23 protein-coding genes are annotated in these 15,867 nt (G+C 45.9%); 11 read left to right on the top strand and 12 right to left on the bottom strand.

Going from position 1 to position 15,867, the window contains the following annotated elements:
• Positions 1–287: 287 nt before the first annotated feature.
• From orn to RA178_RS03640, 8 genes are all read right to left on the bottom strand, one after another.
• Positions 288–902, bottom strand: a complete 615-nt coding sequence (gene orn / locus RA178_RS03675; protein ID WP_306684586.1) for an oligoribonuclease — start codon at positions 900–902, stop codon at positions 288–290.
• Positions 903–910: 8 nt separating this feature from the next.
• Positions 911–1,264, bottom strand: coding sequence for a hypothetical protein (locus RA178_RS03670; RefSeq protein WP_220592009.1), 354 nt, complete (start codon positions 1,262–1,264; stop codon positions 911–913).
• A complete protein-coding gene (locus RA178_RS03665) occupies positions 1,251–1,469 on the bottom strand; it encodes a helix-turn-helix domain-containing protein (RefSeq protein ID WP_011847783.1) in 219 nt (72 codons plus the stop codon). Before RA178_RS03665 ends, RA178_RS03670 begins: the two co-directional genes overlap by 14 nt.
• Before the next feature lie 55 nt (positions 1,470–1,524).
• Positions 1,525–2,781 carry a tyrosine-type recombinase/integrase gene (locus tag RA178_RS03660; RefSeq protein WP_306684585.1) on the bottom strand — a complete coding sequence of 419 codons (1,257 nt, stop codon included), beginning with the start codon at positions 2,779–2,781 and terminating at the stop codon, positions 1,525–1,527.
• On the bottom strand, positions 2,771–3,457 hold the full coding sequence (locus tag RA178_RS03655) for a replication protein P (protein WP_306684583.1): 687 nt from the start codon (positions 3,455–3,457) through the stop codon (positions 2,771–2,773). The genes RA178_RS03660 and RA178_RS03655 overlap by 11 nt, the downstream gene beginning before the upstream one ends.
• Positions 3,454–4,203 (bottom strand): helix-turn-helix domain-containing protein, encoded by a 750-nt coding sequence (locus RA178_RS03650; protein ID WP_306684581.1) that lies wholly within the window; start codon positions 4,201–4,203, stop codon positions 3,454–3,456. Before RA178_RS03650 ends, RA178_RS03655 begins: the two co-directional genes overlap by 4 nt.
• 165 nt (positions 4,204–4,368) lie before the next feature.
• Positions 4,369–4,977 (bottom strand): toxin YdaT family protein, encoded by a 609-nt coding sequence (locus tag RA178_RS03645; RefSeq protein ID WP_306684579.1) that lies wholly within the window; start codon positions 4,975–4,977, stop codon positions 4,369–4,371.
• A 31-nt stretch (positions 4,978–5,008) separates the two neighbouring features.
• The gene (locus RA178_RS03640) at positions 5,009–5,212 is read right to left on the bottom strand and encodes a Cro/CI family transcriptional regulator (RefSeq protein WP_306684577.1); all 204 of its coding nucleotides are present in this window, start codon (positions 5,210–5,212) and stop codon (positions 5,009–5,011) included.
• Between the two features lie 79 nt (positions 5,213–5,291).
• On the opposite strand from RA178_RS03640, the gene RA178_RS03635 reads away from it, so the two are divergent.
• Positions 5,292–5,993, top strand: coding sequence for a S24 family peptidase (locus tag RA178_RS03635; RefSeq protein ID WP_306684576.1), 702 nt, complete (start codon positions 5,292–5,294; stop codon positions 5,991–5,993).
• Between the two features lie 208 nt (positions 5,994–6,201).
• Here the strand turns inward: RA178_RS03635 and RA178_RS03630 are convergent, their stop codons facing one another.
• From RA178_RS03630 to RA178_RS03620, 3 genes are all read right to left on the bottom strand, one after another.
• A complete protein-coding gene (locus RA178_RS03630) occupies positions 6,202–6,708 on the bottom strand; it encodes a hypothetical protein (protein WP_306684574.1) in 507 nt (168 codons plus the stop codon).
• Between the two features lie 179 nt (positions 6,709–6,887).
• Positions 6,888–7,385 (bottom strand): hypothetical protein, encoded by a 498-nt coding sequence (locus tag RA178_RS03625; RefSeq protein ID WP_306684572.1) that lies wholly within the window; start codon positions 7,383–7,385, stop codon positions 6,888–6,890.
• A 169-nt stretch (positions 7,386–7,554) separates the two neighbouring features.
• Positions 7,555–8,934 (bottom strand): HEPN domain-containing protein, encoded by a 1,380-nt coding sequence (locus RA178_RS03620; RefSeq protein WP_306684571.1) that lies wholly within the window; start codon positions 8,932–8,934, stop codon positions 7,555–7,557.
• A 650-nt stretch (positions 8,935–9,584) separates the two neighbouring features.
• Between RA178_RS03620 and RA178_RS03615 the strand changes: the two genes are divergently transcribed.
• The 9 genes from RA178_RS03615 (at position 9,585) to RA178_RS03575 (ending at position 13,853) form a co-directional block, all read left to right on the top strand.
• A complete protein-coding gene (locus tag RA178_RS03615; protein ID WP_306684569.1) occupies positions 9,585–9,938 on the top strand; it encodes a forkhead box protein in 354 nt (117 codons plus the stop codon).
• Positions 9,935–10,195 (top strand): pyocin activator PrtN family protein, encoded by a 261-nt coding sequence (locus RA178_RS03610; RefSeq protein ID WP_220591999.1) that lies wholly within the window; start codon positions 9,935–9,937, stop codon positions 10,193–10,195. Before RA178_RS03615 ends, RA178_RS03610 begins: the two co-directional genes overlap by 4 nt.
• Before the next feature lie 25 nt (positions 10,196–10,220).
• Entirely contained in the window at positions 10,221–10,568 is a 348-nt protein-coding gene (locus tag RA178_RS03605; protein ID WP_306684567.1) for a hypothetical protein, read from the top strand.
• A gap of 36 nt (positions 10,569–10,604) precedes the next feature.
• Entirely contained in the window at positions 10,605–10,769 is a 165-nt protein-coding gene (locus tag RA178_RS03600; protein ID WP_006083880.1) for a hypothetical protein, read from the top strand.
• Between the two features lie 10 nt (positions 10,770–10,779).
• The gene (locus RA178_RS03595) at positions 10,780–11,028 is read left to right on the top strand and encodes a hypothetical protein (protein WP_306684563.1); all 249 of its coding nucleotides are present in this window, start codon (positions 10,780–10,782) and stop codon (positions 11,026–11,028) included.
• Positions 11,025–12,089 carry a DGQHR domain-containing protein gene (locus RA178_RS03590; RefSeq protein ID WP_306684561.1) on the top strand — a complete coding sequence of 355 codons (1,065 nt, stop codon included), beginning with the start codon at positions 11,025–11,027 and terminating at the stop codon, positions 12,087–12,089. Before RA178_RS03595 ends, RA178_RS03590 begins: the two co-directional genes overlap by 4 nt.
• A 629-nt stretch (positions 12,090–12,718) precedes the next feature.
• Positions 12,719–12,931 carry a hypothetical protein gene (locus tag RA178_RS03585; protein WP_306685391.1) on the top strand — a complete coding sequence of 71 codons (213 nt, stop codon included), beginning with the start codon at positions 12,719–12,721 and terminating at the stop codon, positions 12,929–12,931.
• Complete coding sequence (locus RA178_RS03580) at positions 12,928–13,536, top strand: hypothetical protein (protein ID WP_306684559.1); 609 nt, start codon at positions 12,928–12,930, stop codon at positions 13,534–13,536. Before RA178_RS03585 ends, RA178_RS03580 begins: the two co-directional genes overlap by 4 nt.
• The gene (locus tag RA178_RS03575) at positions 13,533–13,853 is read left to right on the top strand and encodes a hypothetical protein (protein WP_306684557.1); all 321 of its coding nucleotides are present in this window, start codon (positions 13,533–13,535) and stop codon (positions 13,851–13,853) included. The genes RA178_RS03580 and RA178_RS03575 overlap by 4 nt, the downstream gene beginning before the upstream one ends.
• A gap of 67 nt (positions 13,854–13,920) precedes the next feature.
• Here RA178_RS03575 and RA178_RS03570 read toward each other — a convergent pair whose 3' ends face one another.
• Positions 13,921–14,226, bottom strand: a complete 306-nt coding sequence (locus tag RA178_RS03570) for a hypothetical protein (RefSeq protein ID WP_105251424.1) — start codon at positions 14,224–14,226, stop codon at positions 13,921–13,923.
• A 338-nt stretch (positions 14,227–14,564) separates the two neighbouring features.
• On the opposite strand from RA178_RS03570, the gene RA178_RS03565 reads away from it, so the two are divergent.
• Positions 14,565–15,521: an IS110 family RNA-guided transposase gene (locus tag RA178_RS03565; protein WP_306684556.1), complete on the top strand. Its 957-nt coding sequence runs from the start codon at positions 14,565–14,567 to the stop codon at positions 15,519–15,521.
• Positions 15,522–15,867: the final 346 nt, after the last annotated feature.

Here is a 15,867-nt window from a genome sequence, read left to right as displayed (position 1 = left end):
AAGATCTAAAAGTTGTGGTATTCGATCATAGATCGAAGCGCTAAATCCTTACCAACTACATTGCAGGTTAATCCTTTAAAATCAGTAAATAACAATCTAAATTAAGAGAGCTTTTTTTTAGCATTAATCAATGCTCATAAAACAACAACCAACCTCCCCAAAATTCTCATATGTAGTGAAGCATTGCGCGTCACCGCCCCCGCAGTGAATCGAGCCGGAAGGACCCGTGATGATAATAGGTCGCATCTAGCTCTGATGATAGCCATTCTCATTTGAACAGACCGCGCCTAACCTATTGACAAAGATGATATTTCACAACCAAACAACTCGTCGCGATAGTACTTGAGTTTCGCTATCGACTCCCGAATATCGGCTAAGGCTTCATGCTGATACTGCTTAGCCTTAATCGCATTACGCTCAACCTCAGGCGCCCAAGCTCTAGCTGCGAGCCCTAGTGCTGATATGTCTAGCTGCCTGTAATGCATGTACTCATGAAGCTCAGGCATTTGGCACATGATAAACGAACGATCAAACATGATTGAGTTACCCGCAAACACCACACCAGTCTTAGCTTTACGGTCATGCTTAGGTATTCCCAGTGCTTTCAGGTGTTCGAGTACCATCTGCTCAGCCTGTGCTAACGATACTGATGAGGCACGAACAGCAGCTAACAACCCACTCTTGGTATGCACATCTATCGCCCACTCATGTGACCTTGCAATGTGTTCATCGTCTTGATGCACAACAATGTGCAGCGCTTCACCCACTTGGTTTAGCTCACTATCAGTCACGATAAAGGCCAGCTCAAAGATAGGGTAATACTCCATACCCAGCATCCCATTGTCTAAGCGGCCGTTCAGCCCACCCGTTTCTAAATCACCAAACAAAAAGAATTGCTCCATCACCCACCTCACTTTGCTAATTGAATCTCTGCCCTTCTCAACCAATACACATACGACTTCTTACTGTCGAACCCCATCAATGCCCACTGGCCTTTGCACACGTAACAGGTGCGAATCGCCCGAATACAGTTTGGCGATAAGCACTCAATCATCCTATCGAACTGGACCACCTGCTTAGGAACGCTCAACTCCCTAACCAACGCACATCCATAAACTTGCACCTCACCTAACTTATCGCAAGCACTGCGATTAGTGAAACCTTTACCGAGTTCTTGGAACGCCCAATAACGCCCCCAGGCATTGAGCCCAGCACGAAGGGCTTTCATGTTAATAACCTGCTCTTGCGCATCACATACTCGCATTAGCCACCTCCGTGATCTGGTCTATCGATAAATGGAATACATCATCCACTATTGAGCGCAGGTGGTTATAAGGCACGTTACTCTTGCCATTCTCCCATCGCTGATACGTTCGGCGGCTTATCCCGTAAAACGCCGCCACTTCGTCCTGAGAAAGCCCCTTGATCGCCCTGCCTGTTTTTAGAATTTTTGCAGCTGGATGACTCATAAAACCACCTTATTTAGTGCCATTGCATACTCTTGTAAGGCTGATGCAACGATCATCACAGCCACCCACTCACACCAAGGGTTTGAGCACTCCCAACATTCGCAGACGATCTAGGGATTATCTCGGGCGCAACCTCACTAAAACCGAGCGAAATTAAATGCGCGTGATACGCATCAAGCGCACTCAACATGCCCTTATCCAACGTCGAATGAACATAGGTACGCAAAAGCACAGGCAAGGCATGATTAAGCAACCGCTCACCGACCATAGTATCAACACCCATATCTTGGATAATCGTGCGGCAAAGCTTGCGCAAATCATGCGAGGTAAACTCCTTAAACCGAATCGTCTCACTCCAATAATGCGCAGTGCGCTGGCTAATAGCGCCAACATCACCCGCAAACAAAAACGCCCGCTTACCCACATTTTTAAGCTGCCACTGCAAATAATGCTGGATCAACGCCTTAGCCGTAGGCGTTAACGGTAGCCGGTGCTCTTGGCGGTTCTTCGCGTTCGCCGCAGGAATAAACCAAAACTCACCCGCAAAATGCTCCCATCGTGCCAAACGGGTTTCACCAATGCGCGTGCCGAACATCAGCATCAGCATAAACAGCATCGCAACAGGCATCAGCGCATCACGCAACGCCACAAACAACGGCCCGAGGTCCGACTCCATCAAGCGCGTATCAGGCTTAGGTGATAAGGTTAAACTCATCGTCACTCGATAACCCATCAGAGGATTAAGTAATAACAACCTAAAATCCGCCGCCAAACTCAACGCCCGCTTAAGCACATTCACACTCAAACGAATGTAATGCGGCGCATAACCCTCATTCAGCATCAGCTTCACCAACGCACTATCCACCACCAAAAACGACAACTCAGCCAAGGCCACATCACCCAACTTAGGCAACAACTGCTTACGCATAATCGACCTACAGTTATCGCGCCAACTCAGGCTTAAGGTCGTATTACCATCCAAATAATCCCCATACCACAACAGCAAATCAGTCACAGTCGCAAACTCACCGCGCAACACGTCCGCGCCCGCACTGCGCTTAGCCAGCATCACAGGTAAATCCGCTAAAAACGTCTTAATGCACATGCTCGGCCACACGCCTTGCTTCTTCCAAACCGTCTTATCGGCCTCATTAATCACCAAATGCACACTCGCCTTCGTCCTATCCGCCGTCGCCCGTAAACGCAGCTCAGGAAACTGCGGGTCCCTAAAATCCCGCGTCAAACCGCCACGTAACCAACGGCGCAGCGCAGCATCGTTCAACTTACCTACCTCAACCCCGCTAGCAGCCATCGTTTGCCCCCTTAAGCCCTAGGTTTGCCCGTAAATTGGCAATAATCGATTTCGCCTTGGCCGCCTCAGTGGGCCGCGTCACCGTTTCAGGTAATGCCTTTGGCAACTCAACATCGGTCAACTCGCCACGGCTAAAGCGCCTGCATAACACTTTGTAATTGCGCTCAAAGGTCATTAACACGTCCTTTTCAAGCCCAGTTGCAAACATCCAACTGCCCGTCTCGCGCACCGCTAAGCGCACCACATCATGGCTCCACGTATGCTTGTCGGGGTGATGGTAATGGCGCGCAGCCTCCTTAAACGCCGCCTCCAACTTGGGCAGCCCCAAATCACAAGCCGTGGGTTGGCACCACAGCGCAAACTGGCGTGGTGTCGGCCAAAACTGCCTGTCGCCCTGCTCGCGTCTAGCGCGATTCAGCCCCGCTTGCACTTGCTCGCGGCTCGCAATGCCCTGCGCGGCCAAGGTTTTAAGCCACTCACCTTTGTGGGTCGCTTCGTCCTCAGGCCGTGGCGCACTCACCGGAAACAACACCCGCAACTTGCTAAACACGCTGTCCACAATCGCCATATCCATTGCCGTCGGCTCGGGTTGCGCCACCCGCGCGCCCTGCCCAACCAGCGGCTGGCGTATCAAGGTCTGCAGTGATTTCATGCTCGTATTTTGCTTGGCAGTCATATCAAAGGGTCCTCTGGGTCGTACACCGCATGGCGCCAATCCACTTGCCCAACGGCAGTTGCTATCGGTCTTGGCAACGGCGTTAGCCAATGGCGTTCGCGGATAAACTTGGTAATACCCAACACAAACTGGCCGTTCGCACTAAAGCCCCAACTGGCATCCAGCGCCGCAGCCTCCTTCAACCACGTCACCGCCAACACACAATCGGCGTCGGTCAGCTTTTCACCCTTCCACGCTTTCCACGCAGCCGAATCCGACCCGCCTTTGCGATGGGCGGGATACGCTTTGAAAAACGCATTGAAAACCGACTTAGCACTCGTAGCTGGACAACTATCTTTTAAAGATTCCTTGATAGGTTCAAAAGAGTGATAGATTCCGGTGCTATCTGGTGGCACAGGGGGTGTGCTATCTGGTGGCATACCTATGCTATCTGGTGGCACCCCTTCGGTGCTATCTGGTAGCACAGGGGGTGCTACCTCGTAGCAGATTGAAATCGTGTAAATATTGGTTAAATTTCCCTTAGGTCCCTTACGATTTTTAATCGTCACAAAACCCATATCAACCAAGGCCGCAATATGCTTTCTCACTGTGCTATGACCAATCTCGCACTGATCTGCAATATGCTGATGGCTCGGCCAACATTCACCATTATCGTTCGCGTTGTCGGCCAGCTTAATTAACACCAGCTTACGCAGTGGATTACCCACCTTGGCCTTCATCGCTTTTACCATCAATTCCATACTCATAAACCCCCCCCAAACGGAGTAACCCACAAAGCCGAATTGACGCAACCCCCATGCTTTCGTAACATGTAATCGCCTCACATAGGTATTAAGCCCGCGCTCAGTCGCCAAACTTCAGCGGGCTTTCTTATTCTCGATAAGTAATCGATGCGTGTTCGTGTACCGTCATCAACAACCCGCCTTACCGCCATGACTCGCTAAATACGGGTACGCCAGCTCTAATGCCGCCATGCTCGCTTGCGTGGTCGCCGCCGACTCTTTTAACTCGCGGTGCGCCGCCACTAACTGCTCGCGCTTGGGCTCCTCACCCAAATGGATCACCGCCACTTGCGCCTCGGCGTTCTCTTTGGTGAGCGACGCTGCCATATCGGCCACATGCAACACATGGCCGTCATTCATGCGGTCCGCAATGACCGTCACCCCAGTGCAACCAAACACATCGTTGAGATACTGCACTCGCAATTGCTCGGGCAATGCCGCCACCAGTGCTTGCTCAACATGAAACAAGCGATCAACCTGCGGGTGTTGGCCCTCGTACTGGCCAAGCCAACGGAACAGCTTTTGGGCATTGATCCGCGCATCGTTGTGCACGTCTTGAGTACTCGCAAAGCTAATGCCCTCCGCCGCCAACACCTCGCTTAGCCCGAGACGTTCAACTGCCGCAACAAAATCTATCGCCAGTGCAAAGCGTGTCATCTTGGGTAACTCCAACACCCGATGAATCGTTTTCATCAACAAATTCAGACGGCTTTCTCTTTTACGTGAATTGATTTTCATGTGTACTGTCCTCCTTCAACCTAAAGTGAATCTAAGCCACACTCGCGGGCTCAGGGTTATCTAAAACAACGACGGGGTTAACTTTGAGTGCACCATCAGTTAGGCGCTCAATTTGATAAGCGCGGAGTTCGGGAACGTCATCGCCCCACTGAGAAACGGAAGCTGGATTAATACCTAGTGCATTCGCTAGTTTCGATTTCCCTTTGAAGTATTCGACGGCAAGCTGAGTTTTCATTTTTAACCACCCTAAACTTAAGTTTTCCTAAGTATCAGTATAAATAAAACCTAAGTCAAATTGATTTAAGATAACTTATATGAAAACACTCGGTGAACGCTCTAAAGAGCGAAGAAAGATAATCAACCTGACTCAACTCCAACTTAGTAAAAAAGTCGGAGTTTCAAGTGTTACCATTTCACAATGGGAATCAGGTGATACATCTCCAAAAGGTGAAAACCTCTACAAGTTGGCTCAAGCACTTCAGTGCTCACCCGACTGGTTGATGTTTGGTGATAGTAAAAACACGAAAAAACCAGAATCGAATGCTGAATGGGCAGGCGGTTTTGATCTATGGGACAACGATAGTCCACTAAGTGAGGATGAAGTCGAAATCCCCTTTTACGTGGATATCGAACTGTCAGCGGGTGAAGGCATTGCAGAAGGTGTTGAGTATAAAGGCCCCAAGCTCCGCTTTGCTAAAAGTAGCCTTAAGCGCCAAGGCGTAAACACAGATCATGCGGCCTGTGTCAAAGTGAATGGCAACAGTATGGAGCCAGTATTACCCCACGGCTCAACGGTGGGTGTCGATACCTCGGCCACCGAGATCATCGACGGTAAAATGTACGCCATTAACCACGATGGCATGATGCGCGTCAAAATGCTCTACAAACTCCCCGGTGGTGGTCTGCGTCTACGCAGCTACAACACCGATGAGTGGCCAGACGAGCACATCAATAACGAACAACTTAAAAACATTAAAGTGATTGGCAAAGTGTTTTGGTATTCCGTTCTGTTGTAAAGCATTTGCAACTCGAAAATAGCTTTTCCAACGTATTTTAGTATAATCCTGTTAAACAATTACGCTTATTAGCCAGATTCAGCTTAACTATTCTATTTGCAACTAAAGTATGTAACGCCTCGTTAAGAGACAAAAAATGTTGGCTAAAATTAGCGACGAAGGAGCAAAAGCCGACTGTTTTTTGTCCTTTTAAACGACTTGTTAGCTATTACTGAGCGCGTGTAATTGAAACTTTAACACCAATAATAATTGATAAAGCAAAGAGCAATAACGTGACCCAAAATGATAGGCCACTAAAAATACGCTCATCATTTTTTTTGACTCTATTATCTATATCAATAATGTTATTTTTAATAACTTCAACTTCCATATTGAGCTGTTTTAAAGCCAATACCTTTTCAGGATCTTTTATAACAAGTTTACTTAAATCTGATACTAACTCTGTATTTTTATCAGTGATGTTTGAAACCTTTTCAAGCTCAGCAATAAAGTGAACTTTATCTTTACCTGAAAGAGTTTCAACCGCTGTTGTATATAGATTTAGTTGATTTTTTATATCTTCTAATTGAGTAGATAGTTTTACTACAGTCTCCTTGTTAACTTTATAACTTTGAATAAAATTAGCAAAAGGTTTTGCACCTAAAGCAATAATTAGCAACATTGTTAAAATTACAGGTATTAAATAGTCCATTAATTTATCTAACATTGTAATCATGAGTTTCCTTGTAATAGCTAACGTTTGTTAAGGGGCGGGCTTTAGCCCGTCCCAGTGAGCGCAGCGAATGATCTTGAACCAGTTGTTAGAAGCAAATGATCCGCATAAGAATATTAAGGCTTATGTGGTAAGCGTGTAAATGCCTTGAAAATAAATAGCTGATGCAACTTTGCGTAGCATTACTTATCACCACCACTATCAGCTGATTTTTTTTCCGAATTGATAAGCAGATCGTTTTCATCTGGAAGCGCTTCTTTAATTCTTTTTAGGTCGTGATAGCCAATTTTCTCATATGCATTATTAAGCGCTTGAATAATTGTCTCGACATCATCTCTTTTGATGGCGATACTCTCTTTCAATTCCTCAATTCGATACTCAGACTTTAGTTCTATAATTTTTGCCATCGAATTGAATGACAATATTAGCGCCTTAATGGATGGGTATATAACTGAGAATGCCAAAGAAAATATCAAGGGGTAAATTAGCCCTTGCTGGAGTTCAGGCTGCACGGATAAGACCTCATTAATAAGTGCAGTCCCTGAGTTCTTAGATGTAAATAGAACGACTAACGGCTTCCAGTTGCATATTATTGCCGCTATTGAGTACGAACCTAGAATAGGACTTGATGCTCGCTCCTTTATGTTTCCTGATACAGATGCTAATAAATCTTTCAACATGGACATGATCTCTCGCTATAAAATTTCTAACGCCAAATTAAGGTGTGAAGCACGCAACCACAACACTCAATTTGAACACCGTAACCACTGAACTAAACTCAAATCAAAACTACCAAACGTGCTGAATCACTCTTAAATTTTTTGTTATACAAAATGGTCGCAGCACCACTTATGGTTGCATATCTCTAAACGCTTTATCATCGTCATCGCCTTTATATTTAAACAAACATAAAGCAGCAGATATCAGTGCCATTCGAGCTAACTCTTCAGCCAATTTCCTTTCTGACTCTAGTGACTCTAATCTGTCGTAATAAGTACCATGTAAGACCTTTGAGCGTCCGTCGTCATAGATTTGCTTAATTAACTGCTCAAGAGTTTTAGGTTTATCTCCTTTAACAACGATATCACTCCCGTTAGCTCCAAGGAGACTTGAAACCATACCTGAAATTCCAACATACTTCCCACCATTAGAAAGGACGTCTAAACTCGTACCTAGCTTTGCAATAGCTACTGAATCACTTGACTCTCGACATGCTTCAGCATACCAATCTAAACCTGTAGCCCAACGCATAACTAGCTTAGGATAAGAGTGCCGTTCCGGATTTAGTAATCCATCTAAAACGAAAGCGATAGAAGGAATCCATGATTCAATAGTCGTCATGGCTTCCTCAAGCCTATGTTTGGAAATCATATTCACCCTGTCACTTAGCCCTGATCCCGGAAACCAAAGATTGCCGTTTGTTTCAATTAGACGATGTGTGTGAGTAGGACCTAACCTCTCTTCATGAATAGCTTGTCGTAAAAAAGAAGATCGACCACCCAAAAGTAATGACAGCGAATCAAGAGCACTTTTTGCAACTATTCGAGCAAGTTTGCGAGAATAGTCTCGTTCAAAACCATTAACAGTAACTTTTATCAATGCTGGGCAATCTTTTACTGCATGGTAAACATCAGAAGCCAAGCCTAGAATTTCTTTTTGATGGTTAGTGCTACTTAACGCATCTTTGAGCAATTTTTTCCAGTTATTATTAGCTTCGATTTCACCTAAATAATTATCTTTACCTGATTGAGGAAAATCGACTGTATCGATCCAGTTTTCTCGACTGATAAACAGTACTGGCCCCAATCGAAATGGAGTTTCAGACTCGACACCTAAAGTCCAAGCGGGGAAGTAATGTGTAAAAGATTTAACACTTTCAGAAATAACTCGCTCAATCTGTTGCTTAAGAGTTTTAATTGCTACCTTATCACCAGCCATATCATTTTCGTCAAAATCACCCACTGCAAACATATTTGCGACAACCTGCTGTGTGACTTTAATGTAACCTCCAAATTCGATCTTTGGTAAACGCTTATCACGATTCTCGAATATAACTGTTGCAAGCTTTCTAAGATAATCATTAGCTTTAGGTGTGAAGTTTATTTGATATCCATGAGTTTCATCTGTAACAAAACAAGGAAAGCCTTGTTCTTTCCCCCAAGAAAATGCTTCGGAATGAATATATTTCAATTCAATAACTAATGCTGTTAGATGCTCTCTAATACTCATCAATAAATCTAACCTCTAATGCATACTTTAAATTTTGTATAAAATTTTATTAGTGCGCATGCGTGTTTATCTCATTAGACCAGTGAAAACGCGCACAGTTAACTATCTGTATGCAAAGAACTTATCATCTTTTTATCCAATAAACCATCCGGAAAAACGCGCATGCGCGTTTTCCAAACCTATTAACCAATTTTGGGTAAGTATATCCACATGATTTTAAATGGTTTATTAATTTTAGGCTGGAAAAACGCGTAAAACATGAGTTAAAAAACACTCAAAAGTATCTAAATTTAAATACGACTGTATTCCCATACATTGCTAGTCGCTTTACGGTAGGGCCAAACATTAGCCAAATAGATGAGAATTTGTAGAGTTACAGGTGAGGGAATTTTCGATTGTTCTAACGAGCCAAAACACTTTTGGGGCATAAAAGAGCAATCTGTCTTACACATAAAAAATAGCCTTATCTAATATCACCATAAACCCTCTTAGTTCAATCGCTTACTCCATATCTGTACTCGTTCAAAAAACAGCCAAATCAAAAATAACCAAAAAAATTTTAAGTTTTCCTAAGTTTTAACTTGACCTTTAACTTAGGTTTTCCTAAGTTGTATTTAAGAAAACTTAAACAAACTACAAAGGACAGGGAAATGATTCTAGCGAAAGTTCACACCACACCTAAGCAACGCGATGAGTTTCGGCTACTGGTTGCAATACGTTTTGCCTGCTTGATGGCGCTGGCCAAGGGCCATACCGACCCGATGGATTGCCTACGGGTGCAAGCCCGATGCGCCGAGCTGATCAAGCATTTTGCCTATCACCACCCAAGCCCTGCGTTTTACCGCCAGTTTATTCGCCACACGGGCGAACTCGGGCTCAACTTCAGCCTGCGCTTTACCGAACCCCAACAAGGTTTGTACGGCAAGGTGATGGTGTGGCGTAACGAACAGGCGGCCACTAACGTGCATCCGCTGCAACTCACCCAAGCGGAGCAACCAACATGAGCGGCATCAACACCGCGTTTTTGCTTATGGCCCAGTTCAACAAAGTAATAGTGCCACTGGATCAAATCAGCAAAGAGTATTTTGGCCTCGAACCGCGTACCGCGGCCAACTATGCCAAAGCCGGCCGCTTGCCCTTAGCCGCCTTTCGCACCAGTAACAGCAACAAAGCGCCTTGGATGGTCAATGTCACCGACCTTGCCGAATACCTCGACAAGCAACGCGACGCCGCCAAGCAAGATCAAATCAACTTAGCGTAATCAGCGGCTCAGTGGGGAGGTATCTATGTTTTTTGTTTACGGCGTGTCCATGACCTTAGCGAAAAATCAAGCGGCCAAAAAGTGCTGCACCTCAGTAGGTGCGCACCCTAACCGCCGTCAACTGAGCCCCGACGAGTACCAAGCTAAGTTGGATGATATGGCGCAGCACTTGTTTGAAACCATGAAGCCACAACGCCTGTCGCATTCGTTATCGACGCCCGCGCTGTGCCAGCAATATATCGTGTTAGCCATGACCCAAGAAGCCCACCGCGATGTGCATATTCGCTATCACAAGCTCTCGGACAAGGTGAACCCCAAAACCAAGAAACCCATCATCAATCTGGTGGTGTTTAACGGCGAAGCCGCAGCTTAGAACTGCGGTGTGTGATGACGAGAGAAGGAGAGCAGCATGTTAACTGATGACAAACCACTACACAGCGATATCAAAATCGGCGTTGGCCATATCGTCGCGTTTAAGGAAGGTTGGATGTTGCCCGGTGGCAAGTTTACCACCGACCGCACTGTCGCCATTCGTGCCGCCAAAGGTCTGCACCGTTTCTTGGTTAGAAGATAAGGAAATCAATATGCTGACGTTATCCCCCGCTGATTTTGATGAAATCGAACTGGTGTCCGGCTACCAACTTACCTGTAGCAGCTGCACCAATACGTTATTTATCCAGCGTAAGCACCGCAATGTAATAACAGATATCACCGAAAGCCTAAGCCAATCTGATTGGCAAAAGGCTATCAACGACAATGAGTTCTTTCCATGTGTCTGCCCAAGATGTGTTGCAGAACTCAAAGAAAACGAACTAGAACAGGGAGAAGCATGATGGAAATGTGCTATTCAATGCCCGCTGTGATGGGCGTACAAGGCGGTAAAGTGTTTTACACCGTGATCATGTCGATGCGTGTGCTGGTTCGTATGTTACGCATTGACGATGCCGGCAGTGTGCTCGACCGCAGCCAGCGCAAAGTTAACCCTGCCCGTGCTAAATCCATTGGCAATTACATGGTAACGAATCCAACGGGGTATTTTCTGCCAGGCATTATCGGCGTGGTTGAAGTGCCAACAGGCGGCGATGCGCCAAAGTTCGAAGCGTCCGAAATTAGTGGCGTGGTTGGTGTATTAAAAGTTGGCCTTGATTCGATTATCAAGTTGTTCGATGGCCAGCACCGCGCCACAGGTATCGCAAAGGCATTGGAAAAATCACCGGAGATTGCCCAAGACTCAATCTCTATCACCCTGTACATGAATTTATCGCTGCAAGAACGCCAGCAAGCGTTTACCGATATCAACCAAAATGCCAGCAAGCCGCCTCAAGGTTTGTCAGATACCTACAACCATAGGGATGAGCTATCAAAGCTCACCATGGATTTAGTGAAACAAATCGACTGGATGCAAGGCCGTGTTGATTTTGCGACAAACAAACCGACTGCACAGAGCGAATTTTATTGGTCCTTTAAACAAATTAAAGACGCCACGGCCATCATGCTGGGTACCAAGAAAAACGTTGAGCCCTACCACGCCACCCTTGCCTATGACTTTTGGAACACCATGGGCGCAGCCATGGAGCTCCAATCCCTTGGCAGTAAAGAGCGCGAAACCAGCTTATTTACCACGACAGTAATGCTTAAAGCACTGGCGAGCGCCGCAAGCGAGGCTGAGTCCATCGGCCAACGCCACTGGCGCCACGCTTACCAAAACCTCGTTTGGAGTCGCAACAGCCAAGACTTTACAGGCCGCTGCATTTGCCCCAAAACAGGCAAGTTACTCGCAAACGCCGATGCCGTGACACTGACATCAAACCTCATTCTTAAAACGATGCAGCAAAAACTCGACCCAGTTCGCTCCAGCGTTGAAAGAACGTTTTTCCCTGAGGTGGCAGCATGAACCCATTATTCTACCTACGCGATTCGCGCGGCAATGTTGGCAGCACTTGCATGTTTTGGGCAGACCGTGGCGGCTATACCAGCAACTTAGAACTAGCTGAGGTGTTTACCCTTGAAGAAGCACAGCGCCAATTTAATAGCCGTCACACTGACATTCCACTTAGCAAGGAGCTTGTCGATGAGCAATCAACCGTGCGCGTTGATCACCAGTATCTTGGCGATGAGGGTGAAAAGTCAGGCTGTGAGGAATACGTTATTCGCATTGGGGATCGCACTGATGGCAATGATGTTTATTGGCTAACAGTCGATTTTAGCTCTGTAAGTTACAAGGCATCTGCCGTATTTGCATACCAAGTTGCGCTAGTCAGAGTAAACGAACTCAAGACACAAGGTATCGTTGCCACTATCTATGCAAAAACCGACATAGACGCCATCGCGCGCCGCACTTTCCAAGCCGCAAATATCAACGAGCGCAGCATGATCACTGCTGCTGGCATTCGTAAACCCAAGCGACCACGCACCCGCCGCACCACAGGTAAAACGCGTGGCAATTGCCCACATTGTGGCTGCATTACTTGGGGATTAAATCCTTACGAAGCCTATAGCTGTGCTGATCAATATAGCGAACGCATGGAGCTTGATTTCACGTTATCTAAGCCCTACTTCACCTTGATGTGCGATCAACAACAAATCGAAGTGAAGTACACCCCAAACAACTATCACGGTTGGGGCATTTGTAAGTCTTTTAACGCCATCGAGTGCAGCGACTTCGGCCAAGCCGACGCCGAAGTATTCGCACTCAACGCAGAATCAAAACTCAGGATAAAAGGAGAAGCAGCATGAGCACACCCAAGATTAAAGCGTTTCAAGTACAAGAACATTGCGAGGGCGCAGCGTGCATTGTGTTTCATCAACATGCTGCCGCCGCTCGCCGCATAGGTGCGGGCGAACTCAATCTGACGTTTGAAGATGATATGTCAGTTACTCGCTGCCCTGAATATGACCAATACGCTGAGCAAGGCAACGTGCCTTATCAAGTGTTACTGGCTGATGGTTGGTGTTTTACCTGTTACCACTGCGGCAACCCAATTAAAGCCGAAGACGATGAAGGCAATGCGACGGACATTGAAGCGGTGATCTGCATCGGCGAGGCGTTTTATTGCAACGCGGCGTGCCATTCACATAAGCAAGCTGACATCAGGGAACACAATGCTAAGGCCGAAGCCTTTAAGCAACAGCTGTTATCACTGCGCCCTGATCTGACCTTCACGGCGTTTAACGGTGCATATCCACAACTGTATTGCACTGCGACATTTACTTTTGAAGGTGCTCAATATGGCGGCTCAGTGGCCTATGACAAGGCTGGCGAGCTTGATTGGCGAGTATCAAACACTGATTTGCCCGCATGGCAAACATATCAAGCACAGCGCCAAGGAGAAGCAACATGAACCCGATACAAGCAGCAACAGTTGAACGTGAAGAAGGTTATTGGACCCATCCAGATATGCCCGAGTGGGATGAAGGTGTGACCCGTGTGGAGTGTGAAGCATGGGCGGCGCGCCAAGGCGGCGAGTTTGTAGCGATTTGGTTTGAACTCGATGCGCCTGAAAATCTGATCGAGCGCTACTTTGACGAGGGCGACACCGATATCAGTGACTGGCACCCCGTTTGCGACAAGGCCGGATCATTCCTGCTGAGTATTCACGACACAGAAGATGGCCCCGTCGCGCTATTTTTTGCACCGAAGGACAGAGAGGTGGCGTGACGTCCAAAGCATCTCCCCTGCGAGGTCCTGCCCCACAGGGGCGATGCTGCCTTTGCTTGTTAAATGCTTATACTTTGATGGTGCCATTGGACCACCCCTCTACTAGCTGGCCAATATTGGTTGCAACCTTTTGAAACCTACCCTCAATTGGATAGAAAGCCCAAACCCCAGGCTTATGGATACGGTAACAAAACTCAATACCATCAGCACCGGCATGACCAATAACCAAGTGCTGATGTTCATTGCTTATAGTGACATCAGTTAACGGAAGCACTAACTGCAAGAAAGACTGCTCATCATAATGGCCACCCTCGTACCTTGATAAGTACTCAGCGCAATCATAATTTTCATCTAAGAATCTCTTGGCAAACACTCTGATTCCTTGGGGCATTTAACGCCCCAATAAGGGGCTGATAATGCTTGGCTAAACTGTGAAGCGGAGCGAAACTGAGCCAAGCTTTAGCAGTCCCGCACTTAATTGGCTTGTATGGATAATAAACTCACCTGATTACAAATAATTTCCAGTTTCGGGTAATGTGAGACCCAGGCTTTAGCTGCAACTAAAGCTTTCCTTGTCGTAGTTCGATTGAACGCTGGCTCCTCTATTGAGAGACCGATAACAAGAAAGAACGCGACAAAGGACTCCAAGCAAAATACTCGAATAGTCTACTGGGTCTCGAACCCGCATTTGCAAGCAAGAGTTAGCTTATTATGAAAACAACTTCTAATCAAAACATTAACGTAGGTGTTGATACTGGCAAGTTTCAACTCGACATTTATATCCGCCCTCTCAATATCTATTTCACTGTATCGAACGATGAAAAAGGGATTAAAGAGGCCGTCAAAACTATTAAAAAATACACTCCTGAGCGCATCGTTATCGAAGCGACAGGTCGTCTTGAAATGCCCTTCATTATGGCCTGCGCTGAGGCAAACTTACCTTTTGTCATCGCAAACCCTGTTCACATAAAACGCTTTGCTGGTGCCATTGGTCAACGGGCAAAAACTGACAAGCTTGATGCGCAACTTATAGCGCATTACAGCGAAGCGATTAAGCCGACCTTATCAACTTTAAAACCTGATTTAATGCGTGCTATGAGTGATTTAGTCGCAAGACGAAATCAACTATTGGTGATGCAGACGATGGAAAAAAACCGCCTTCAAATATTGCCAAAAGAACTTGAAATGACCATTAAACCTATTTTAACGGCGTTCAAAAATCAGATTGAAAAGATTGAAATAAAAATCGTTAAACTCATTGAGTCAAACCCTGATTATCAAGCGAAAAATATACTGCTTCAGAGTATGAAAGGTATCGGTAAAATCGCCGCAGCTTCCATCATCAGTAACTTACCAGAATTGGGTTATATCAGTAACAAGGAAGCAAGCGCATTGGTCGGTGTGGCACCGATGAATAAAGAAAGCGGGCGCTTTAAAGGCATGCGAAAAATACAAGGAGGAAGGCATCAAGTGAGAACGGTTTTATATATGGCAATGATGTCAGCCATACAATCTAACCCGGTTTTTAAGAGCACCTATCAGCGATTAGTTGCCACAGGGAAACCTAAAAAAGTGGCTATCATTGCCTGTATTAGGAAGATGGTGGTGACGTTAAATTCGATGTTGAGAGACGGTGCCCTATGGGAAGCGCCAAAAGCGATAAATTAGTTATTGACGCCATAGTCTCTTGTTAGGTGTATTATTGCATGCACATTATAGAATCCGAACTATAACTACCATGTTGTGTTTTATAATGTATTTCAAAGTTTTGACCACAAACATTACTATCTACAAAATTTTCACAGAAGAAATAATCCCCGTCGTGATTTACATACCAATGCGTAATGTTTTTTTTATTTTTTGATTGCAATGACACTGGAATGTCTATCACCTTATTCCAACCGTTAAGATCAAACTCACACCCTTTTGGTGGAGTTGATGAACAGCCAATTAAAACAAAAGAAAGTAATGATATTCGCCACACTCTAGATACACCTAACATGGAAGTGAGCGG

Origin of the sequence: Shewanella oncorhynchi (assembly GCF_030848765.1) — a bacterium.
Lineage (GTDB): Bacteria > Pseudomonadota > Gammaproteobacteria > Enterobacterales > Shewanellaceae > Shewanella > Shewanella oncorhynchi.
The sequence above is the reverse complement of the archived record's forward strand: the minus strand, read 5'-3'. Positions and strand labels throughout refer to the sequence as shown.